Origin of the sequence: Nocardia sp. NPDC059240 (assembly GCF_042753865.1) — a bacterium.
GTDB lineage: Bacteria > Actinomycetota > Actinomycetes > Mycobacteriales > Mycobacteriaceae > Nocardia.
In genome coordinates this window covers 19,523-42,136 of the sequence record NZ_JBHZAC010000016.1, presented here as the reverse complement: position 1 = coordinate 42,136, position 22,614 = coordinate 19,523, and the positions used below count along the sequence as shown (strand labels likewise).

At 66.9% G+C, this 22,614-nt stretch carries 18 protein-coding genes; 9 read left to right on the top strand and 9 right to left on the bottom strand.

The genetic code is table 11. From position 1 onward, the window contains the following. Window positions 1-3 precede the first annotated feature (3 nt). Window positions 4-222, bottom strand: a complete 219-nt coding sequence (locus ACFXHA_RS40060) for a hypothetical protein (RefSeq protein WP_379365728.1) — start codon at window positions 220-222, stop codon at window positions 4-6. A gap of 290 nt (window positions 223-512) precedes the next feature. Here ACFXHA_RS40060 and coaE point away from each other — a divergent pair, with 290 nt between their 5' ends. Further along, complete coding sequence (gene coaE / locus ACFXHA_RS40055) at window positions 513-1,703, top strand: dephospho-CoA kinase (protein ID WP_379365726.1); 1,191 nt, start codon at window positions 513-515, stop codon at window positions 1,701-1,703. 7 nt (window positions 1,704-1,710) lie between these two features. On the opposite strand, the gene ACFXHA_RS40050 is transcribed toward coaE, so the two are convergent. Continuing rightward, window positions 1,711-2,235 carry a DUF402 domain-containing protein gene (locus ACFXHA_RS40050; RefSeq protein ID WP_379365724.1) on the bottom strand — a complete coding sequence of 175 codons (525 nt, stop codon included), beginning with the start codon at window positions 2,233-2,235 and terminating at the stop codon, window positions 1,711-1,713. A gap of 213 nt (window positions 2,236-2,448) precedes the next feature. Between ACFXHA_RS40050 and ACFXHA_RS40045 the strand changes: the two genes are divergently transcribed. Next, the gene (locus ACFXHA_RS40045) at window positions 2,449-2,871 is read left to right on the top strand and encodes a hypothetical protein (RefSeq protein WP_379365722.1); all 423 of its coding nucleotides are present in this window, start codon (window positions 2,449-2,451) and stop codon (window positions 2,869-2,871) included. Window positions 2,872-2,926: 55 nt separating this feature from the next. Here ACFXHA_RS40045 and ACFXHA_RS40040 read toward each other — a convergent pair whose 3' ends face one another. Beyond that, window positions 2,927-3,433, bottom strand: coding sequence for a DUF402 domain-containing protein (locus tag ACFXHA_RS40040; protein ID WP_379365720.1), 507 nt, complete (start codon window positions 3,431-3,433; stop codon window positions 2,927-2,929). A gap of 422 nt (window positions 3,434-3,855) precedes the next feature. On the opposite strand from ACFXHA_RS40040, the gene uvrB reads away from it, so the two are divergent. Beyond that, window positions 3,856-6,021: an excinuclease ABC subunit UvrB gene (gene uvrB, locus ACFXHA_RS40035; protein WP_379365718.1), complete on the top strand. Its 2,166-nt coding sequence runs from the start codon at window positions 3,856-3,858 to the stop codon at window positions 6,019-6,021. Window positions 6,022-6,041: 20 nt separating this feature from the next. On the opposite strand, the gene ACFXHA_RS40030 is transcribed toward uvrB, so the two are convergent. Further along, on the bottom strand, window positions 6,042-6,512 hold the full coding sequence (locus ACFXHA_RS40030) for a VOC family protein (protein ID WP_379365716.1): 471 nt from the start codon (window positions 6,510-6,512) through the stop codon (window positions 6,042-6,044). Window positions 6,513-6,568: 56 nt separating this feature from the next. On the opposite strand from ACFXHA_RS40030, the gene ACFXHA_RS40025 reads away from it, so the two are divergent. From ACFXHA_RS40025 to ACFXHA_RS40015, 3 genes are all read left to right on the top strand, one after another. Further along, on the top strand, window positions 6,569-7,432 hold the full coding sequence (locus tag ACFXHA_RS40025) for a helix-turn-helix domain-containing protein (protein ID WP_379365714.1): 864 nt from the start codon (window positions 6,569-6,571) through the stop codon (window positions 7,430-7,432). A gap of 16 nt (window positions 7,433-7,448) precedes the next feature. Further along, entirely contained in the window at window positions 7,449-7,616 is a 168-nt protein-coding gene (locus ACFXHA_RS40020; RefSeq protein WP_379365712.1) for a hypothetical protein, read from the top strand. Window positions 7,617-8,092: 476 nt separating this feature from the next. After that, window positions 8,093-8,545 (top strand): universal stress protein, encoded by a 453-nt coding sequence (locus ACFXHA_RS40015; RefSeq protein ID WP_379365711.1) that lies wholly within the window; start codon window positions 8,093-8,095, stop codon window positions 8,543-8,545. A 107-nt stretch (window positions 8,546-8,652) separates the two neighbouring features. Here the strand turns inward: ACFXHA_RS40015 and ACFXHA_RS40010 are convergent, their stop codons facing one another. Further along, window positions 8,653-10,935, bottom strand: coding sequence for a HelD family protein (locus tag ACFXHA_RS40010; protein ID WP_379366001.1), 2,283 nt, complete (start codon window positions 10,933-10,935; stop codon window positions 8,653-8,655). A 187-nt stretch (window positions 10,936-11,122) separates the two neighbouring features. Next, window positions 11,123-12,457: a diguanylate cyclase domain-containing protein gene (locus tag ACFXHA_RS40005; protein ID WP_379365709.1), complete on the bottom strand. Its 1,335-nt coding sequence runs from the start codon at window positions 12,455-12,457 to the stop codon at window positions 11,123-11,125. 174 nt (window positions 12,458-12,631) lie between these two features. Here ACFXHA_RS40005 and ACFXHA_RS40000 point away from each other — a divergent pair, with 174 nt between their 5' ends. Next, a complete protein-coding gene (locus ACFXHA_RS40000) occupies window positions 12,632-13,828 on the top strand; it encodes a beta-ketoacyl synthase N-terminal-like domain-containing protein (RefSeq protein WP_379365707.1) in 1,197 nt (398 codons plus the stop codon). Here the strand turns inward: ACFXHA_RS40000 and ACFXHA_RS39995 are convergent. Continuing rightward, window positions 13,825-15,636 carry a GAF domain-containing sensor histidine kinase gene (locus tag ACFXHA_RS39995; RefSeq protein WP_379365705.1) on the bottom strand — a complete coding sequence of 604 codons (1,812 nt, stop codon included), beginning with the start codon at window positions 15,634-15,636 and terminating at the stop codon, window positions 13,825-13,827. The genes ACFXHA_RS40000 and ACFXHA_RS39995 overlap by 4 nt on opposite strands. A 71-nt stretch (window positions 15,637-15,707) precedes the next feature. Then, window positions 15,708-16,355: a response regulator transcription factor gene (locus tag ACFXHA_RS39990; RefSeq protein WP_354846173.1), complete on the bottom strand. Its 648-nt coding sequence runs from the start codon at window positions 16,353-16,355 to the stop codon at window positions 15,708-15,710. A 281-nt stretch (window positions 16,356-16,636) separates the two neighbouring features. Here ACFXHA_RS39990 and ACFXHA_RS39985 point away from each other — a divergent pair, with 281 nt between their 5' ends. Together ACFXHA_RS39985 and uvrA are read left to right on the top strand one after the other, a co-directional pair. Then, window positions 16,637-17,470, top strand: a complete 834-nt coding sequence (locus tag ACFXHA_RS39985; RefSeq protein ID WP_379365703.1) for a sigma 54 modulation/S30EA ribosomal C-terminal domain-containing protein — start codon at window positions 16,637-16,639, stop codon at window positions 17,468-17,470. 140 nt (window positions 17,471-17,610) lie between these two features. Then, window positions 17,611-20,601 (top strand): excinuclease ABC subunit UvrA, encoded by a 2,991-nt coding sequence (gene uvrA / locus ACFXHA_RS39980; protein WP_379365701.1) that lies wholly within the window; start codon window positions 17,611-17,613, stop codon window positions 20,599-20,601. A gap of 64 nt (window positions 20,602-20,665) precedes the next feature. On the opposite strand, the gene ACFXHA_RS39975 is transcribed toward uvrA, so the two are convergent. Then, complete coding sequence (locus tag ACFXHA_RS39975; RefSeq protein ID WP_379365699.1) at window positions 20,666-22,597, bottom strand: ATP-binding cassette domain-containing protein; 1,932 nt, start codon at window positions 22,595-22,597, stop codon at window positions 20,666-20,668. Window positions 22,598-22,614 lie beyond the last annotated feature (17 nt).

Here is a 22,614-nt window from a genome sequence, read left to right as displayed (position 1 = left end):
GGATCAGCCGACGGTGGCCGGTACCCAGTTCCGCACGCGAGTGGGTTCGGACGACCGTTTTCGCATGGCCGCGAAGCTGTGCCGAGCCGGGCTGAGGAGCGCGGTCAGCCAGGGTCGCCGGTATTCGGCGAGAGCGGCTGCGACGGCGGGGATCTCGAGACAATGCACGGTGCCCGCCAGGCCCAGACGGTGGCGACCCGTCTGGAGTTTGTTGGTGCCCACTGATAATCCTTCTCTTGCGTGTTAACCGGCCCACTATCGCCTGCGGCGAACCATAGCCGAACAAAAGTGTGGATCGCCGAATATTGCGCGACGTACGCCCCGGCGTGTCGGAATGTTGCCGACAAACGGTCGGGATTGACCGAAAAAGTTGCGAAATGATCTCGTCGGCGTCACGGAACGGCCAAGGACTGTGCTTGCAGGTGAAACCGCAGGCCCGGATGGGTAATCCCGGAGGCTGCGCGGGCAACCCTGATCGCCGCCCCGACCGGCCGCAATGCGAGACTGGACCAATGTTGCGAATCGGTCTCACCGGAGGCATGGGCGCGGGCAAATCCACCGTGGCCCGCATTCTGACCGAACTCGGTGCCGTACTGGTCGACAGTGACGTCATCGCCCGCGAGGTCGTCGCGCCCGGCACCGAGGGGCTGGCCGCGCTGGTCGCCGCCTTCGGCGACGACATCCTCGCCGCCGACGGCAGCCTCGACCGGCCCGCCCTGGCCGCCAAGGCGTTCGCCACCGACGAGGCCCGCGCCACCCTCAACGGCATCACCCACCCGCTGGTCGGCAAGCGCACCGCCGAACTCATCGCCGCCGCACCCGCGGACGGCATTGTGGTGCAGGACATTCCGCTGCTGGTCGAGAACGGGCTGGGCCCGTTCATGAACCTCGTGCTGGTAGTCATGGCCGATGTCGAGACCCGGGTGCACCGGCTCGAAGCTTTCCGCGGTATCTCTCCCGAGGACGCGCTGGCCCGCATCCAGGCCCAGGCCACCGACGACCAGCGTCGCGCGGCGGGGGATGTGCTGCTCGACAACAGCGGTGCGCCGGGTGAATTGGAGCCGGTGATCCGCGACCTGTGGGCGCAACGGCTGGTGCCGTTCGAGCACAACCTGCGGACCGGGACCCGGTCCCCGCGCGGTGCCGTGCGCCTGGTCGAACCGGATCCGACCTGGGCGGCCCAGGCGCAACGCGTCATCGCTCGACTGGCCGTGGCGTGTGGTGACCGCGCCCGGCGCATCGATCACATCGGCTCGACGGCGGTCGAGGGGCTGCCCGCCAAGGACGTGCTCGATATCCAGATCACCGTCGCCGATCTCGGTGTCGCGGACTCGCTGCGAGAGTCCTTGCAGGCCATCGGTTTTCCCCGCCTGGACCACATCACAACCGACGATTCGAAGCCCGGCACCGATCCGGCGCTGTGGGAGAAGCGCATCCACGTCAACGCCGATCCGGGCCGCCCGGTCAATGTTCATGTGCGCGTGGACGGTTGGCCGGGACAGCGTTTCGCGCTCGCGTTCGTGCAGTGGCTGCGTGCCGACGCCGCCGCCCGTGCGGAGTACCTCGAGATCAAGCGCAAGGCCGAGGCCGCCGCTGCAGGGTTGACCGATCCGGCTGCCATCGAGGCGTACCTCGCGGTGAAGACGCCGTGGTTCGAACAGGTCTACCCGCGGGTGCTCGCCGAGACCGGACAGCCCGGCTAGCGCGAGGCTACATCCAGGTCAGTTCGATTCCCTGCTTGGCCAGCCACGCCTCGAAACTGTGGCCGTGCGCGGCGATTCCGTCGATCGTCGAGGTCGCGGACTCGATGGCCTGCTGCGCCTCGGTCAGGGTCAGGTAACCGGCGGCATGGGCGGCGAGCAGTTCGTCCACGTCGAGTAGCTCGACGTCGCGGCCCTGGCGCACCACCAGATCCAGGTAGTGGTCGACGGATTTCCACTGCTTCGGACCGACCTGCGCGAACTCGCCGATATCGATGTAGTAGTCCTGATCGCGCAGGTGTGCCGGGGTGAAGTGGAAGACGGTGGCACGCAACGACACCGTGGGCAGCAGCCAGGATTCGATGTAGTGGAACTCGGGATGGTCGGAGGTGCGGGCCATGTAGAGCCCCCACGGCTCGACCTGATAGCGCTCCACCTGTCGTACGAAACCCTTGGGATCGATATTGGTGAGCTCGTCGACATTGAAGTACTCCACCTTGGGTCGGTGCAGGTTCACCGCGGGTGCCCGAGTCATGCCATTCAGCATCGCTGCTCCGGCGGCGGTCGTCCAGGGGAGCGGATGTTGCGTCGCCGACAGATTGCTGGAATCCGGTGCGGGGCGGGCCGGATTTTCCGAAAAGCCAATCTGAAGCGGTGATGTTTCGTTAATGTGCGGCCTGCGCTTGTTCCTTCGCGCACCCGCGTCCGTCGCACCTGGGCGGGCGCTTCGACCAAGGGAAGTATCTGAATGAACGAAATCAATCCCGGCGCCCGGCGGGTCGGTCTGGGCGCCATGACCCTCGGCGCGGTGGCCGGAGTCGCCGTCCTGGTCGCGCCGCAGGCCGGTGCCTGGCCGAGTGATCTGACGATCTCCGGTGGTTCGGCCCACAATGTCGGCTGCTCGTACACGCTCACCGCGACCGTCACGCTCGACCGCCTGACCTCGGTGAGCTTCAAGGACAACGGCACCGAAATCGGCAACCCGGTAACCCCGTCGCTGCTGAGCAACAGTGTCACCACCAGCTGGACCCCGAGCACGACCGGCTCGCACACGCTGACCGCGACCCAGGACCTGATCACCAAGTCGCTGGCCGTGGACGTGTCGCCTGCCAGTAGCTTCGGCAGCTTCGGCTGCGGACTCAACGGACTGCTCCCGAGCCTGTCCGGCTAGTCTTCCGGCCTGCGGCACCCGGTCCGAACCCATTGCGGACCGGGTGTTCTCGTCTCTAGAGCCAGGTGAGCGTGATGCCCTGGCGGCCGAGCCAGGCATCCACATCGTGGTTGCAGCCGGCGATCCCGTCCACCACCGCGGCGGCGCGCTCGATGGCGCGGTGCGTCTGGGCGGTGTCGAAATAGCCTGCGGCGTGGGCGGTCAGCAGATCGTCGATACCGACGAGCTCGGGCACCTGGCCGGGGCGGGCCACCACGTGCAGATAGTGGCTCTGGGCGCTCCACTTCTTGGCCGCGCACTGACCGTACTCACCGATGTCGAGGTAGTAGGTCTGGCCGCGGGAGTGGCCGGGGCGCAGGTGGTAGACCGTGGCGCGCAGCGTGAGCTCGGGCAGCATCCAGGTCTCGATGTAGTGGTAGCGCGGATTATCCACGGTCCGTTCGACATACAGACCGAACGGTTCTGCGTGGATTCGCTCCACGGGGTGTAGAAACCCGCGATAATCGGTCCACGAGAGATCCGCGAGATTGAAGTATTCGAGCCTTGGGCGATGCGGGGACACCGGAGGAGTGTTACCGATCGCTGCATGCGGGCGTGTGCCATTGGTGGAATTCCGCTGTGGCGTAAACAGACCGGTCATCGCCCTGCCTTCTCTCGAATCGTGCGACCAGCGAGCCCAGAGTACACCCGGAGACTGCGATTCAAACCCCTGTGAACGGACTGAGATCTACGCGACATCACGTAGTCGCGAGGGCGTGAAATCCACTGGGGCACGGGCTAATTCGGACATTAGAACTCCTTTACCGAATTGAGTGCGCGACTAGAGAATTGGTACGGTCGCTCCGCTGCGGAGGCGTGGCTCGCGCCCGCGAGCCACTCTCGGGCGACGTTGCCTCGCCCTACGGCCCGAACGCCTTGCTCCGCGGACCGGACACCGCGCGTCCGCGGCCGACACTTGTCGGTGGGTGGTCCTAGGCTGGGCACATGGCATTCGCAACCGAGATCCCGGACGACGTGCCGATGGCCCACTCCGAACACCGGCCCATCGGCGAGATCGAGCGCATCGATGGTCGGTTCCAGGTGGTCAGCGAACACAAACCCGCAGGTGACCAACCTGCCGCCATCGAGGAACTGGAACGGCGCGTCCGGGCGGGGGAGAAGGACATCGTGCTGCTCGGTGCCACCGGCACCGGTAAGTCGGCCACCACGGCGTGGCTGATCGAGCGGCTGCAGCGGCCCACGCTGGTCATGGCTCCGAACAAGCTGCTGGCCGCGCAGTTGGCCAACGAGCTGCGCGAGATGCTGCCCAACAACGCGGTCGAGTACTTCGTCTCGTACTACGACTACTACCAGCCCGAGGCGTACATCGCGCAGACCGATACCTATATCGAGAAGGACAGCTCGGTCAACGACGATGTCGAGCGGCTGCGGCACTCGGCCACCTCGAGCCTGCTGTCACGGCGCGATGTGGTGGTGGTCGCCTCGGTGTCGTGCATCTACGGTCTGGGCACGCCGCAGTCGTATCTCGACCGGTCGGTGGAGCTGGAGGTCGGTCAGGAGATCGACCGCGATCGGTTGCTGCGGTTGCTGGTGGATGTGCAATACACGCGCAACGACATGTCTTTCACCCGTGGATCGTTCCGGGTGCGCGGCGATACCGTCGAAATCATTCCCTCCTATGAGGAATTGGCGGTGCGCATCGAATTCTTCGGGGACGAAGTCGAGGCGCTCTACTATCTGCACCCGTTGACCGGTGATGTGGTGCGGCAGGTGGATATGGTCCGCATTTTCCCGGCCACCCACTATGTGGCGGGTCCGGAACGCATGGAACGCGCGGTGCGCGATATCGAGGTGGAACTCGAGGCGCGGCTGGCGGATTTGGAGAAGCAGGGCAAATTGCTGGAGGCGCAACGACTTCGGATGCGCACCCAGTACGACCTGGAGATGATCAAACAGGTCGGCTTCTGTTCCGGGATCGAGAATTATTCGCGGCATATCGACGGTCGTGCGGCGGGTACCGCGCCGGCCACGCTGCTGGATTATTTCCCCGAGGATTTCCTGCTCATCATCGACGAGTCGCACAACACCGTGCCGCAGATCGGCGGCATGTACGAGGGCGACATGTCGCGTAAGCGGAATCTGGTGGAGTTCGGGTTCCGGCTGCCGTCGGCGGTCGATAACCGGCCGCTCACCTGGGAGGAGTTCGCCGACCGGATCGGTCAGGCGGTGTACCTCTCGGCCACGCCCGGCCCGTACGAACTCGGCCAGTCCGGCGGTGAATTCGTCGAGCAGGTCATCCGGCCGACCGGGCTGGTGGATCCGCATGTCGTGGTGAAGCCGACCAAGGGACAGATCGACGATCTGGTGCACGAGATCCGGCTGCGGGCCGAGCGTGACGAGCGGGTCCTGGTCACCACGCTGACCAAGAAGATGGCCGAGGATCTCACCGACTATCTGCTGGGTCTGGGTGTGCGCGTGCGCTACCTGCACTCGGAGATCGACACGCTGCGCCGCGTGGAACTGCTGCGGCAGTTGCGCCTCGGCGAATACGACGTGCTCGTGGGCATCAACCTGCTGCGCGAGGGTCTCGACCTGCCCGAGGTATCGCTGGTCGCCATCCTCGACGCCGATAAGGAAGGCTTCCTGCGTTCGTCGACCAGCCTCATCCAGACCATCGGCCGCGCGGCGCGCAATGTCTCCGGTGAGGTCCACATGTACGCGGACAAGATCACCGACTCCATGCGCCACGCCATCGACGAGACCGAGCGCCGCCGCGCCAAGCAGGTCGCCTACAACGAAGAGCGCGGCATCGACCCGAAACCGTTGCGCAAGAAGATCGCCGACATCCTCGACCAGGTCTACCGCGAAGCGGAAGAAACCGAAGTCGAGGTAGGCGGCTCCGGCCGCAACGCCAGCCGCGGCCGCCGCGCCCAAGGCGAACCCGGCCGCGCCGTCAGCGCCGGTGTCTACGAGGGCCGCGACATCAAGAACATGCCCCGCGCCGAACTCGCCGACCTCATCAAGGACATGACCGCCCAAATGATGAACGCCGCCCGAGAACTCCAATTCGAGCTGGCAGGCCGCCTCCGCGACGAAATCGCCGACCTCAAAAAGGAACTACGCGGCATGGACGCCGCCGGCTTGTCGTGAGGAAGAGCGGCTCCCGATCATCAACCCTGCTGGGCCATCCATTCGTTGACGCGGCGTTCGGCTTCTTCTCGGGAGACGTTTTCGACTCGGGTCATGACGATCCAGCGGTGGCCGAAGGGGTCCATTACTCGGCCGTAGCGGTCGCCGGTGATGAAGGTGGCGGGGTCGGAGACGAAGCGGGCGCCGTGTTCGGTGGCGAGCTTGGAGACCGCGTCCACGTCGGAGCAGTAGTGGACGACGCTGGTGTGGACCCAGTCGTCGGCGGGGGCGCGCAGGCCCTCGTCGGGGATGGGCATGCCGACCTGGATGGTGGAGTCGCCGATCAGGAGTTCGGCGTGGGCGGCCTGGCCGTCGGGAAGATCGTTGCGGCTCAGCAGTTTCGCGCCGAAGACGGCGGTGTAGAAGTCGATGGCCGCGTTCGCGTCGGGGACGGCCAGGAAGCAGGTGATGGCGTGGTAGCCCTCGGGGACGGGATTCACGGTGTCGCTCATGGGATTCACTCTTCTCGTCGCCGCGGCGATGGTCTTGTAAGAAAGCGACAGGGGCGATGAGCAGCGGAGACCACGAGCCGGGCGGGTTCGCGTCGCGTCCGGTACCGCCGCCGGAGACGGCGAAGGGCATTCTGCGGCCGCGGCAGCAGAACGCGGCCAACAATCACAGCCGCCTGGCCGCGGGGGAACGGGTGTCCCGCTACGTCGAGTGGTACTGGGCGGTCCGCTGGGATCGGCGCGGCCTGCCGCCCTTTCAGGCGGAGGTGCTGTCCTATCCGTGCGTGAACCTGACCTTCGAACGCACCCACGAGCGCACCGGGGCGTTCGTGACGGGCGTGTGGACCACCAAATACATGCGCGAATTGGCCGGGCAGGGTGAGACATTCGGGGTGAAGTTCCGGGCGGGCGGCTTCGGTGCGTTCACGGGCCTGGACGTCGGCGCGTACAGCGACACCTCGGTCCCGGCGGCCGAGATCTTTCCCGGCGTGGACGCCTTAAGCGAGGCCGTGCTCGCCACCGCCGACCAGGAACATCGCCGCGATCTGATCGAGGACTTTCTCGTCGCGGCCCAGCGCGCCGCCGGCGACGACTCCGCCTACCGGCAGGTGCTGACGATCATCGAGGCGATGGAGCATGATCCCGACCTGACCCGGGTCGACCAGGTCACCGACCGTTTCGACATTCCGATTCGCACCTTGCAGCGCCTGTTCCGCCGGTATGTCGGCGGCAGCCCGAAGTGGGTGCTGCGCCGCTACCGCCTCCAGGACGGCGCGCAACTGCTCGCCGACGGCCGCACCTCGGACCTCGCCGCCCTGGCCGTCGAACTCGGCTACTTCGATCAGGCGCACTTCTCCAACGAGTTCGCCAAGGAGATCGGCATGCCGCCGCTGGAGTACGCCCGCATCGCACTCTCGTCCTGAAGCGACCGCCTTCCTGATGCACGCCTGCTGGAAGGAGACCGACCCGCAGGCCAAGCAGGGCGAGATGGCGCACTTCAACAAGGACATCGGCCTCGCCGGCGCCGCGCTCATGGTGTTCGCGTTCTTCGCCGACGTCGGCGCGGATCTCGGATTGACGCTCACCGGACCGCTTTTCAGCCTCTGATCCGATCACGGCGCTATAGTATTGCGCGTCATTGATCGGCCGGTAGGGAAGAGGATCGCATGCGTTTGGTGGATACAGCCGTCCTCACCGCGATTCTCGGCTGGTTGTGGGCCGAATTTCGCGAGCTGTGAAGCAAGGCGAAGTCACTGATTCGCGGGTCGCTCGTTGTGAGTTCTCACAGCGAGCGGCCCGCGGTCGGTTCCACTGAAATCGGGCTTGTGACGAATCTCCCAGCGCGGCAACGGTGTTGGCATTATGTGGGCCGCGTCGCGACCGTCCGGGGAATTGGCTGGTAGCCGATGCCCTGTTCGACCCGGATGTGCAATGTGTGAGGTGTCGGCCACGCCACGTGAGTGTGATGTGTTGCGATATCGAATATTTCCGCCTGTTATGCCGCTATTGTCAGGCGAAGTTGCCGCGGCGGTAACCCCACCGTTGTGGACGTCGCGGCCCCGACCCTTGTACTTGGAGGAGAAATGACCGCCTACCGGACGATCGTCGTCGGTACCGATGGCTCGGACTCGTCGTACGTCGCCGTCGAGCGGGCCGCGGCTCTGGCCGGCGACGAGGGTGCCACGCTGTACATCGCCTGCGCGTATTTCCCGACCGACGACCGTGACGTGGCCGCGGCCGCGGACGTGTTGAAGGAAGAGGCATACCAGGTCCGCGGCTCCGCTCCGACCAGCGAGATCCTGCGCGTGGCACGCGACAAGGCGATCGCCGTCGGCGCGGTGAACGTGGTCGAGAAGGCTGTTGTCGGCGAGCCCGTCGAGTCGCTGCTGGACCTGCTCAAGGAGGTGGACGCCGACCTGCTCGTGGTCGGTAACCGCGGCCTCAACACCCTGGCCGGTCGCCTGCTCGGTTCCGTACCGTCGGACGTGGCCCGCAAGTCGCGCAGCGATGTGCTGATCGTGCACACCGTGCGCTGAGTGGGGCTTCGCCCCACACCCGGAGGATACGGGGGCAAGCCCCCGAACCCCCTTTACGACGAAGCGGCCGAGCCCGAATGGGCTCGGCCGCTTCGCTGTTGGCGGACTCAGCCCAGTCGGTGCAGGACCGCGGGCAGGTCCTCCGAGTGCACCACGGCCAAGCGCTGGGTGGCGCGGGTGAGGGCCACGTACAGGTCGTTGAGGCCGCGCGGCGACTCGGCCAGGATCCCCTGCGGTTCGGCGAGGATGACCGCGTCGAACTCCAGGCCCTTCACGTCGTGGACGGTGAGCACCCGCACCGAATCATCGGTCAGGTGTGCGAGTTCCGGGGCCAGATCGTGCGGCACGATGACCGCGGTGGTCCCCGGCTGTTCGGCCTCGGCGGCGATCAGCCGCTTGATCTCGTCGCCCAGTTCGGTGGACGCCACCCGCACGGCGGTGGGCGCGAATCCGGAGTCGCGGACCGAGCGCGGCGCGGGCGCGGCCGGGTCGATGGCGGCCAGCACGTCGCCCGCCACCGCCATGATCTCCGAGGGCGTCCGGTAGTTGACGGTCAGTTCGGTGAGCTTCCAGCGTTTGGCCACATACGGTTCCAGCACCTGCTGCCACGAGGACGCGCCCGCCGGGTCACCGGTCTGCGCGACATCGCCGACGGCGGTGATCCAGCGATTGGGGATGCGGCGCATCACCATTCGCCATGCCATCTCCGAAAGCTCCTGTGCCTCATCCACGATGACGTGCCCGTAGGTCCAGGTGCGGTCGCCCGCGGCGCGTTCGGCGGTGGTCTGCCGGGTCCGCACCTGCTGGCGTTCGGCCAGCTGGGAGGCGTCGATGAGGTCGTAGGCCATGAGCAGTTCCGGGTCGAGGTCGTCCTCGAGATCCTGTGGCGCGGAACCGGTCAGGATGTCCAGGGCGTCCTGGGCCTCGGCCAGCTGGGCGCGCCAGCGACGCCGCGAGCGTTCGCGTTCCTCGCTGTCGTCGATGCCGAGCAGTTCGGCCAGCTCGTCGAGCAGCGGGGCGTCGGCGGCACTGAACTCGCCGCTGTCGGAGCGATACAGCTCGGCCCGGTCGGCGGCGCTCAGCTGCCCGGCCGCATTGCCCAGGCGACGAGGGTCGGCCCACAGCCCGCCCAGCACCTCCTGCGGGGTGAGGATCGGCCACAGCCCGGCGATGGCGCGCTGGATCTCCGCGTCGGCGCGCATCTCGTCACGGATCTCGGTGAGATCGGTCTGGCTCAACAGGTTTCGCCCACCCAGCGGGTTCGCGCCGATGGCGGCGGCCAGCTGATCGGTGAGCGCGTCCACCACACCGGCGGCGAAGATCGGCCGCGCGAGATTGTGGGCGCGACGCGAGGAGCGGGCGCGACCGCGGGCCTTGGTGACGATCGCGCGGTTCAATTCCAGCTGATGCCCGTCGAAGTAGAGCCGGATCGGCTCGCGCGGCACCTCCTGCCAGTCGCGCACCGCCTTCTTGAGGACCTCGAGCATGGCGAGCGAACCCTTGAGCTCCCCGGCCCGCAGCGAATCCTCCAGTGTCGCGCGCACTCCCGGGTACAGATCGCCGATGGTGGACAGCAGCACGCCGGTCTCACCCAGCGACGGCAGCACCTGACCGATGTAGTCGAGGAAGGTGGAGTTCGGGCCGATGATCAGCACGCCGGCCTTGTCCAGCTGCTGACGGTAGGTGTAGAGCAGGTACGCCGCGCGGTGCAGCGCCACCGCGGTCTTGCCGGTGCCGGGCCCGCCCTGCACCACGAGCACGCTCTTGTGCTCGGAGCGGATGATCGCGTCCTGTTCGTGCTGAATGGTTTCGACGATGTCGTTCATGTGCCCGGTGCGGGCGGCATTGAGCGCTGCCAGCAGGGCGCTCTCGCTGCCGACGCCACCGTCGCCGCCGATCACCCCGTCACGGCGGGCGGCATCCAGGTCCAGGTACTCGTCGTTGATCGAGGTGACACTGCGGTTGCGGGTGCGAATGTGGCGACGCCGGGTCACACCGTCGGGCGCGGCGGTGGTGGCCAGGTAGAACGGGCGGGCCATGGGCGCGCGCCAATCCAGCAGCAGCGTCTCGTAATCGGCGCTCTCGTCGAGGATGCCGATGCGGCCGATGTAGCGCGGTTCGTCGCCATTGCCGGAGGCGCCGTCACCATTGCTGCTCGGCTCGCCGCTGCCGTCGTTGATATCGATGCGGCCGAAACATAGGCCGTGTTCGGCGGCATCGTATTTGGCGAGATCCTCGGAGTAGAGCTGCGAGAACGACTCGCGTTCGGTGCGCGCCTGCGGGGTGCCGCCGGTCTCCAGCAGCACGGTGCGCAGCCGCCGCTGGGCGTAGGCGCGCATGGCGTCGAGCTGTTCGTAAAGCTTCGTGAGGTACTGCTGCTCGCGCTCCATGTCCGGGGATACCGCGTTGGCGGCTTCTGACACGGAACGCTCCTCGGTGAGGTCGGGCAAAACGGAACTCCTTGTTCACCACGTCTGCCGGCACGGGCGCGGCACGCGAAGCATCGAGAACAGAGTTATCGAGTCTAGTTCGCGATTGCGGCGCGTGCCGTACCGGCTGGTTAACGTGACGAGGAGCTCAGGAAGCGTGGGTGCTGTCGCTGCGTCGGCTCAGCGTCGTGCTCTGGTGATCGGTCGCCTTGGCCCGGTACATGGCCAGATCGGCGTCGTGCAGCACGGCCTCGGGGGTGCGGCCGTCACCGGTGTGCAGATGGGTGACGCCGATGGAGGCGTCGACCTGGATGCGGTGCCCGCGCGCGATGATCGGCTCGGCCATGGTCTGTCGCAGCCGCGTCATCAGTGCCTCGAGATCGTCGCCCAGGGTGCGCCCGGACAGCAGCACCAGGAATTCGTCGCCGCCGATGCGCCCCACGATGTCGTCGGCGCGCAGTCCGCGTTGCAGCCGTTGCGCCACGATCTGCAGCACGGTGTCGCCGATGGCGTGCCCGAGACTGTCGTTGATGGCCTTGAACCCGTCCAGGTCGATGAACAGCACGCTCGACACCGGCAGGTTCTCGCTGGTGCCCAGCGCCGCCGACAGGCGGGAGAGCACCAGCGCCCGATTGGCCAGCCCGGTCAGCGGGTCGTGGGTGGCCTGATACTCCAATTGCCTTCGGCTGGCGCGGAATTCGGTGATGTCGTTGAACGAGGAAACCGCCGCCGATTCCGGATCGTCGGGATTGAGCAGGCGGCTGTTGGCCGAGAGCCACCGGCGCTGCCCGTCGGGCCGGTCGAGCCCGAACACGAAGCGGGTCACCATCTCCCCGGTCGCCAGCGTGCGGATGACCGGATACCAGGACGTGGGCATGGGCTGGGCGTTGGCGTCGAGCAGGCACAGCGGAATGTCGTAGATGTGGGTGCCGACCAGGTCGTCGGCGTCGTAGCCGAAGATGCGGCGCGCGGCCGGATTCGCCGATTCGATGCGCCCGTCCTTGGCGATCACCACGACGCCCTCCTCCAGTTGCGACACCACCGTGGCGAAGAACTGTTCCGCGCGCGCCGCGGCGGCCTCGGCGGCGCGCTGCGCGGTGAGGTCGTGGACGACCACCTGATAGGCGAGGTGGTCGTGCCACGCGGTCAGTACCGAGACGGTCTCGACGTCCACGCTGCCGCCGTCGCAGCGGCGCAGGGTCATCTCGGTGGGGACCGACGCGGTGCCGGCGATGGTGAGGCGGCGGATGCGCTCGAGCATGGGGGCGACGGAGTCGGGTTCGACGAAGTCCATGACCGGTTGGCCGACGACGTCGTCGGGGGTCTCGGCCACGAGTAGGCGCAGCATCGCGGGATTGGCGTAGACGACGGTGCCGCGCTCGTGGACCACGACCCCGTCGGGGCTGTAGTCGACGAGGGATCGGTACCGCTGGGCCAGCTGTTCGGCATCGGCCGGGTCGTTCGCCCGATCGTTACCCGCCACTTCACGCACCCCCTGCTCGTCGTTGCAACACGTCGCTGGAGCACGGCACCATACTCGTTATCTGAAAAGTTGCTAGTGCACGTTCTCAGCGGTATTGAATGAATCACAGTCCTGCACAGCATCGGCCCGAGATTGGTGATCATTACGGGCAGTGTCCCGAAAGGAGCGATGCAAATGCCTGGCACCATCCGCGAACCCGAGACCACAGGTCGGCATCAAGATCATATGACGATTGCCGGAATCGGAGCCGTCACCGGGTACGGCTGGGGCCGTGAAACCCTCTGGGAGGGTTTGCTGAGCGGCAAACCCGCCGCCCGGCTCTTCCCAGGGTACGGGCCCGAACGCGATCGGAACGGATGGGTTGCCCGCGTGCCGGAAGGCGGCGATCCGGACCTGCCGGACAGCCGGTATCTGCGCGCGATCATGGGCGCGGCGCGCGAGGCGGTGAGCGATGCGCAGGAGCGCGGCTGGCGGCCCGGTCGCACGGTCGGGCTGCTGCACGCCATCGTGCTCGGCAACGTCTACGAGTGGCGCGACTTCTACACCGTCGACGGCGGGCAGCGGCGCTCCCGCGACTATCTGCGATTACTTCCCTCGACCCCGGTGTCGATGCTGATGACCGAGTTCGGGTTTCACGGCCCGGCCATGAATGTGACCGCCGCCTGCTCCTCGTCCAATGTGGCGATGATCACCGCGCAGATGTGGATGGCCCAGGGCATCGCCGACGACGTCCTCGTTGTCGCGACCGATATGTCCGCTATTCCGGAAATGGTGCAGCCCTTCGTAGGACTGGGCGCAGCGGTCGACGACACCGACCCGCTGGATGCCTGCCGCCCGTTCCAGGAGGGCAGCCGCGGCTTCGGCTTCGGCGAGGCGTCGGTGGGATTCGTAGTGACCCGCGAGGCCGACCGCCCGTACGCGGCGGTGCTGGGCGGTGGCATGTCCAATGACGGCCACCACGTGATCTCGGTGGAACCGTCCTACGAGCAGATCTTCGAATGCGTGCGCCGCGGCTTGGCCAGTGCCGACGTGCACCCCGAGGAGGTCGCCTACCTCAACACCCACGGCTCCGGCACCGCCCAGTGCGATGCCGCCGAAACCGCCCTGCTGGCACAGCTTTTCGACGACCGCCCCCAGGTGGTGGCCCTCAAACCCCTCGCCGGTCACTGCCAGGCCGCCTCGGCCGGAGTCGAATTGGCCGCCGCCGCACTCGGTTACGACCGCGACATCCTGGTCTCCGCCCCGATCGTCGCCCCCGCTCACGCGCGCCTGGTCGACGGCGTCCAACACGGTGTCGACGGCATCACCGTGAAAACCGCCCTCGGCATGGGCGGCCACAACTCCGCCGTGGTCCTCGGTCCGATCGGCTAGTGCAGCGGCACGGACCAGTGGAGTTTGGTGCCGGTGCTGCTGCCCGCGCTCGGGTCGTCGTCTTCGCCGGTGCCGTTGTCGCTCTTGCCCTTTTTGCCCCGGCGCGGATATACCGCGAGACTGCCGCCGGATTGTTCGGCACGGCGGGCCAGGTTGGTGAGGCCGCTGGGGATGATGCCGTCGGGGATGCCGCAGCCGTTGTCGGCGACCACGATGGTGAGGTCGTCGGCGACGCCGATGTCGATGGTGATGGTGTCGGCGCCGGAGTGGCGGACGGCGTTCGAGACGGCTTCGCGGACAACGGCTTCCGCATGATCGGCCAGCGCGGGTTCGACCACCGACAGCGGCCCGGTGACGTGCATGAGGGCCCGGATGTCGGTGGCGGTGGTCTGCTGTTTGATCGCGCGTTCCAGGCGTTGGCGCAGCCGGGTGCTGTGCCCGTCACCGCCGTGCAGGTCGAAGATGGAGGTGCGGATCTCCTCCACCACGTCCTGCAGATCGTTGATGGCGTCGGAAAGCCGTTGCTGCACTTCGGGTAGCCGGGCGCGCGGCACGGTGCCCTGCAGCGACAGGCCGATGGCGAACAGCCGCTGGATGACGTGGTCGTGCAGGTCGCGGGCGATGCGGTCGCGGTCGGTGAGGATGTCCAGTTCGCGCATGCGCCGTTGCGCCACCGCCAACTGCATGGCCAGCGCGGCTTGGTCGGTGAAGGCGGCGATCAGCTCCACCAGTTCGTCGGTGTAGGGCGCGGATTCGGCCGAACGTAGCGTGATCAGCACGCCCAGCGTCGAATCGGGCGTATGCAGCGGCAACACCAGCGCGGGCCCGTTCCAAGGGGTGGGGAGGCCCAGGTCGATGTGACGGGCGTCGTCGAACCGCAGCGGGGTGCGGGTGGTGAGCGCTTTGCCGACGGCGGTGTCCGTGGCACGGACCACCTGCCGCGGTGGCGTGGACTTCTTGGACTTCGAGGACTTGACCGGCGGCAACGCCTCGCCCGGTACCGACCATTGCGCCACAACGAGTTCGGCGACCTGTTCGGGCAGGTCGTCGGGATCGACCACGGCCAGCAGCGCCCGCTGCGAGGCGGTCAGCTCGCGCGCGTGCTCGACCACGTGCGCGAGCACCTTGCTGGGTTCGGTGTCGGCCAGGAATTCGGTGGCGATATCGCGGGTGGCCTCGATCCACGCCTGCCGGGTGCGGGCCTGCTCGTAGAGTCGCGCGTTGTCGACGGCGATACCGGCCGCGGCGGCGAGCGCCTGCAACAGCACCTCGTCGTCCTCGGTGAAGGGGTGGCCGCCGGATTTCTCGGTGAGATACAGGTTTCCGAAGACCTCGCCGCGGATCCGCACCGGCATGCCGAGCAGGCTGCGCATGATCGGATGGTGTGCCGGGAAGCCGACGGCGGCCGGATGTCGCTGCAGATCGTCGAGGCGCAGCGGTTCGGGTTTGTCGAGCAGCAGGCCCAGCACGCCGTGGCCCTCGGGCAGATCCCCGATCAGCACCCGGGTCTGTTCGTCGACACCGTGAAAGATGAACTGGTTGAGCTGCTTCTCGTGCCCGCGCACCGCGAGTGCCCCGTAGCGGGCGTCGACCAGGATGGTGGCCGCGCGCACGATGGTGCGCAGCGTCTGGTCCAGATCGAGCCCGGAGGTCACCGTGAGCATGGCCTCGACCAGCCCGTCGATGCGGTCACGGGCATCGATGATCTGTTCGACCCGATCCTTGACCTCGGTGAGCAATTCGCGTAATCGCAGTTGCGACAGCGTTTCACGCACCGAGTACGGGCCGGTGCGGGGAATGTCGTGCATTGTTGTCCTGCGGTCCGGCGGATGCGACACGGCAGGGGAAGTCTATGCCGTCCGAGGTTGCCGGAAGGTTGTCATGCCGAACGTGACTGTCCCGTACGGAGTTTCGAGGCGAGCACGGCGGCCTGGGTGCGCCGTTCCATGCCCAGTTTGGCCAGCAGCCGCGACACGTAGTTCTTGACGGTCTTCTCGGCCAGGAACATGCGTTCGGCGATCTGCCGGTTGGTCAGCCCGTCGCCGAGCAGGTCGAGCAGTTTGCGTTCCTGATCGGTCAAACCGGCCAGCGGGCCGTCGAATTCGGTGCTGCGCCGCAGTCGCGCCATCAGGGCGGCGGCCGCGCGATTGTCCAGCAGCGAGCGGCCCGCGCCGACCTCCTTGATGGCCTTGGCCAGTTCCATGCCCTTGATGTCCTTGACCACGTACCCGCTGGCCCCGGCCAGGATGGCGTCCATCATGGCCTGCTCGTCGGTGTAGGAGGTGAGGATCAGGCAGCGCAGATCGTCGATGTCGGCGAGCAGGTCCCGGCACAGTTCGATGCCGTTGCCGTCGGGCAGGCGCACGTCGAGCACCGCGACATCCGGGCGCAGGGCCGGAATTCGCGCGAGCGCCTGGGCGACGTCGCCGGCCTCGCCGACCACGGTCAGTTCGGGATCCTCCTCGAGCAGATCGGTCAGGCCGCGGCGGACGATCTCGTGATCGTCGACCAGGAAGACTTTGATCACGACGGCCTCCAAGCTCATCGGTGTCGTGGACGCGGCCCGGCAATGTCGTGGACGCGTGAGGGCTGCGCGCGAGTGGTATGGCCCAACGTAACTCGCGGCGTGCCAGGGAGATACCGCCGAAGGTCCCTAATTCCAGTACCAGTGAACGCGCCATGATTTTTTGTCGGAGAATTTTCCCTGAAAGTGGTCGGTTTTGGGACTTTCGGCACTGTCGAGGGCCGGGAGGGTGTGTTGCCATGGGAGTCGGGTTGCCGGGTCGGAACACGGAAGCGGGGTCGGCTATGGGCGCGTTCGATGTGTGGTCGAGTGGAATCGATCCGGATTTCGTAGTGGCCACGGATGGGCCCGTCCCGTCGGGGGAGGTGACCCGGGTGGTGCGCGGTTTGGGCAGAATCCTGCGCCGCCACGGAGTGGAAGGGCCGGTGCGGGTTCGCCTGCACTGGCCCGACTCCGACACCGGCACCACGTTGGTGCAGGCGAGCATCCGAACGCTGGGGAAGGCGTTCCGGGTGCAGGTCGCCGGGCCGGGACGGTTCGCGTCCACCTTCGCGCTGGAGCGGCTGGATCTGCGGCTGGGCTGCCCGCCGGACGAATTGTCCCGGCCCTGGCCGGATCCCGCGCGACCCTCGCTGTCCGCGGTCACCGATCCGCGACCGATCGTGCGGCGCAAGGACTGTCGACTACAGGTGGCCACACCCGCGGCGGCAGCGCGGGTGCTGGACGCCATGGATTACGACGCGCACCTGTTCCTGGACGCGGACACCGGGGCCGAGGCGGTCGTCTGCTGGACCGGTCCGCTCGGCGTGCGGACAGTGGCGCGGGCGCGTGACAACGTGCCGTCGCTGCTCGAGGACGAGGCGGTCGCGCGGTTGTGCGCGAGCGGGCTACCGTATCTGTTCTTCACCGACGCCGATGCCCGCCGCGGGCGGCTGCTGTATCGGCGCTTCGACGGGGATCTCGCGCTGGTGACCGCGACCGGTTCGGAGGATCGGACGCGCGAGCGGGAGCGGGATCGGGGATTCCAGCCGCGCGTGATCGCGGGCTGTGTGCGGCGGGCATTGCCGAGCACGATGGGCAGCTATATCGCCGGTACCGCGGTCGAGAAATTGGCGTGAGTTCGGTCGCGGTCTGCGAGGCCGCGCAATAAACACGCTGTGACCAGCGTTTCAACCGCCGTGAGCGAACTTGTCGGTGGGTACCCCTAGCATGGCCGTCGGGGGTATGTCTGGATGCTGAAACGTTGGAAGGATGGCCAGTGGCGGATCGCCTGACGGTGCGCGGAGCGCGGGAGCACAACCTCAAAGGGGTCGATCTCGACCTACCTCGCGACAGTCTCATCGTTTTCACCGGTCTGTCCGGTTCTGGCAAGTCTTCGCTGGCCTTCGACACGATCTTCGCCGAGGGACAGCGCCGCTACGTGGAATCGCTGTCGGCGTACGCGCGCCAATTCCTCGGTCAGATGGACAAACCGGATGTGGACTTCATCGAGGGCCTGTCCCCGGCGGTGTCCATCGACCAGAAGTCGACCAACCGCAATCCGCGCTCGACGGTCGGCACCATCACCGAGGTCTACGACTATCTGCGGCTGTTGTTCGCGCGCGCGGGCACCCCGCACTGCCCGGTCTGCGGTGAGTTCATCGCCCGGCAGACCCCGCAGCAGATCGTGGATCAGGTGCTGGCCATGCCGGAGGGCACCAAGTTCCAGGTGCTCGCGCCCGTGGTGCGCACCCGCAAGGGCGAATTCGTGGACCTGTTCGAGTCGCTGAACGGGCAGGGCTATTCCCGTGTCCGGGTCGACGGCGTGGTGCATGCGCTCACCGATCCGCCCAAGCTCAAGAAGCAGGAGAAGCACGATGTCGAGGTGGTCGTGGACCGCCTCGCCGTGAAGTCGAGTTCCAAACAGCGCCTGACGGATTCGATCGAGACCGCGCTGCGGCTGGCCGACGGCATCGTGGTGCTGGACTTCGTGGATCGTGACGAGCACGCCCACGATCGGGAGCGGCGCTTCTCCGAGCGGCTGGCCTGCCCGAACGGGCACCCCCTCGATATCGAGGATCTGGAACCGCGGTCGTTCTCCTTCAACTCGCCCTACGGCGCGTGCCCGGATTGCACGGGTCTGGGTATCCGCAAGGAGGTCGATCCCGATCTTGTTGTGCCGGACCCGGATCTGAGCCTGGCGGACGGCGCGATCGCGCCGTGGTCGCGCGGGCAGACCGCCGAATACTTCACCCGGCTGCTGTCGGGCCTGGCCGAGGCGATCGGCTTCTCCATGGACACGCCGTGGAGCCAGTTGCCGCTCAAAGCCCGCAAGGCGGTCCTCGAGGGCAGCTCCGAGCAGGTGCACGTCTCCTACACCAACCGATACGGCCGCAAGCGTTCGTACTACGCCGATTTCGAGGGTGTGATGCCGTTCCTGCAGCGGCGCATGGACGCCACCGAATCGGAGTCGATGAAGGAGCACTACGACGGGTACATGCGGGACATCCCGTGCCCGGTGTGCAACGGCGCGCGGCTGCGCCCGGAGATCCTGGCGGTCACGCTGTCGGCGGGGGAGGACCGCAAATCCATTGCGGACCTGTCGGATCTGTCGATCGGGGATGCGGCGGCGTTCCTGAACGGCCTGACCTTGGACGAACGCCAGGCGGCCATTGCCGTCCAGGTGATCAAGGAGGTGCAGGCGCGACTGGGCTTCCTACTCGATGTCGGCCTGCAGTACCTGACCCTGTCGCGGGCGGCGGCCACGCTGTCCGGTGGTGAGGCGCAACGCATCCGGCTCGCCACGCAGATCGGGTCCGGCCTGGTGGGTGTGCTGTACGTGCTGGACGAACCGTCCATCGGCTTGCATCAGCGCGACAACCGCCGCCTCATCGAAACCCTCACGCGCCTCAAGAGTCTCGGCAACACGCTCATCGTGGTCGAGCACGACGAGGACACCATTCACGCCTCGGACTGGGTGGTCGATATCGGCCCGCTGGCCGGTGAGCACGGCGGCCAGGTCGTCTACTCGGGCCCGTACGAGGGGTTGCTGAAGGACCCGCGATCACTCACGGGCGCTTACCTTTCCGGCCGCGAGCAGATCGAGGTGCCGCTGGTGCGGCGGCCGATCGACCGTAAGAAGCAGCTCACCGTGGTCGGCGCGATCGAGCACAATCTCCAGAACATCGACGTGAGTTTCCCGCTGGGTGTGCTCACCGCCATCACCGGTGTGTCCGGTTCGGGTAAGTCGACGCTGGTCAACGACATTCTCGCGACCGTGCTGCAGAACAAGCTGAATGGTGCGCGCCAGGTGCCGGGCCGCCACACCCGGGTCAACGGCCTCGATCATCTCGACAAGCTGGTGCAGGTCGACCAGTCGCCGATCGGCCGCACCCCGCGCTCGAATCCGGCCACCTACACGGGTGTTTTCGACAAGATCCGGACCTTGTTCGCGGCCACCACCGAGGCGAAGGTGCGCGGCTACCAGCCGGGCCGATTCTCCTTCAATGTGAAGGGCGGCCGCTGCGAGGCCTGCTCGGGCGACGGCACGCTCAAGATCGAAATGAACTTCCTCCCGGACGTTTACGTCCCGTGCGAGGTCTGCCACGGTGCGCGCTACAACCGCGAGACCCTGGAAGTCCACTACAAGGGCAAGACCATCGCCGAGGTTCTCGATATGCCGATCGAGGAGGCCGCGGAGTTCTTCGAACCGGTCACCTCCATCCACCGCTACCTCAAGACGCTGGTGGATGTCGGTCTCGGCTATGTGCGCCTGGGCCAGTCCGCGCCGACGCTGTCGGGCGGTGAAGCACAGCGCGTGAAGCTGGCCGCCGAACTGCAGAAGCGTTCCACCGGCCGCACCATCTACATCCTCGACGAGCCCACCACGGGCCTGCACTTCGAGGACATCCGCAAGCTGCTGGGCGTGATCAACGGTCTGGTGGACAAGGGCAATTCGGTCATCGTGATCGAGCACAACCTGGATGTCATCAAGACCTCCGACTGGGTGATCGACATGGGTCCCGAGGGCGGTTCCGGTGGTGGCACCGTCATCGCCGAGGGCACCCCGGAAGACATTGCGGCCGTGGCGGAAAGCTACACCGGGCAGTTCCTGAAGAACGTCCTCGACGCCGCGCCCGCCGCCCCCGCGCCGGCGAAGAAGGTGGCCAAGAAGGCTCCGGCCAAGAAGGCCGCCCCGAAGACCGACGCCCAGGCCGCCGCCGCGAAGAAGGCGACCGCCGCACGTCGTAAGGCGGCCGCGCTGCGCTGAGGTTCGGCTGAAACGTAGGAAGGCCCCGCACCGGAATCGGTGCGGGGCCTTCCTGTTTCGTGTCTTACTCGGCGGCCGCCAGCGGCTGCTCGAGCTCCTTGACCTCGGCGATCCGGCCGAAGTCGAGCTTGACGATCTGGTCGGCGCAGTCGAAATACCGGTCGTCGTGGGTGATCACGATGACGGTCTTGCCGCGCTCCTTGAGCTTCACCAGGATCTCCCGGTAGAAGACGTCACGGAACTTCGGCTCCTGATCGGCGGCCCACTCGTCGAACATGTAGATCGGGCGATCCTCGAGCAGCGCGGTCAACAGCGCCAGGCGCTTTCGCTGCCCCTGCGACAGGGCGACGGTCGACAGGCGGCCGTTCTCGACGGTGACCTTGTGGTCGATCTGGAGATCCTTCAAATGCTTGCGGACCTCCTCGTCGACGCCCTCGTCGAAGCCCAGGTAGTCCTCGAACAGATGGAAGTCGGTGAAGACCGCCGAGGTGTTCTGCCGGAACCACTCGATGTTCTCGTGGTCGATCGTCTCGCCGTTGAGCGACAGGTGACCCTGCTGCGGGACGTAGAGACCCGTGATCAGTTTGGCCAGTGTGGATTTGCCGCTGCCGTTGCCGCCCACGATGAACGTGATCCGGCCGGGCTCGAAGGTCAGATCCAGCGGGCCGAGGCTGAAACCGGTGCCGTCCGCCTCGGGCGGCGCCACGGGCGCGCCCATCGGGACGGGCCGTCCTTCGTGGCCACCGTGATCGAGGAACCTGTGCCCGTTGACATCCGGCCGATCACTGCCGGGCCGCGGACCCTGCGGCGGTGGACCGCCGGGCCGGCCACCCGGATGCGGTCCGGGCCGACCACCCACGGGCGCACCGGGAGCGCCGGGACGATTGCCCCCACCCGGGTGCGGCCGCGCACCCCCACCCGGGTGAGGTCCGGTGCCGGGCGGCGGACCACCCGGGACGGGCGGGAACGCCGGCGGCGCTTCGGTCAGATAGTGGTAGCTGACGTCATTGAGTTCCAGCCGCGCTGCGGTGGCGGCGGGCCGCTCGATGTACGGCAGCGTGGATTCGTCGTGCGCGGTCTGGATGGACAGATTCAGCGAGCGAATCTTCGACAGCGCCACGTCACCGCGCAGCAGATCGGGAATGCGGTTCATGAAGTTCTGCATGGGCATCGAAAGGAACGTGGTGACAAGGACATAGCCGACCATGGCGTTCTGTGGCAGATGCAGGGCGCGCGCCAGGCCGAACAGGATCAGCGCCATGGTGCCGAGCTGCAACAGCTGCCCGAAGCCCTGCGCGAAGGTCATCTTCGATCCGGCATCGGTGTTCTGCACCCGCAGCTTCTCGGCCGAGCCGAGCAGATGCTTGTCCATGAAATCGCTACGCCGCCCGCGGTGCAGCTTGAGCTCCTTGATGCCCAGTGACACCTCTTGGAAGGAACGGATCAGGCCGTCCTCGTTCTCGCGGGCATCCCGGTACAGGCGGCGTACCGTCTTGAGAACCGTTTCCACACAGGCGATTCCGAGCAGGGTGCCCGCGACGGTGGTGGCGAAGATCGGCCCCGACACGATCGCGAGGAAGATGAAGCAGCCGACGATGGTCGCCAGATCGATGCAGATGCTCGGAATGGCGGTCACCGCCTGCGACAGCGACCGCACATCCTCGGTCAGCGTCGCGATCAGGCGGTGCTGTCCGAGCCGCTCGAGATGCTCGAGCGGCGCGGACACGATGCGCGCACTCAGGTCCGCGCGCAACCGGTAGATGGCTTCCTGAGCGAGCCGGATCAGCAGCACCTGCGAGATCACACCGCTGATCAGAATGATCAGCGCGGTCGCCACGAAGGCCTGCACGGTGACGGCCGGGTGCGGTTCCGGTGACACCACTCCCCGAATCAATGTCACCAGGTAGGTATTGGCCGCACCGCAGACCAGACCGGAGGCGATGACGCCCGCGATCCGCATCCACGAGATGGAGATGAGGAATCTGATGAGTTGCATGACTGCTGGCCTTACTG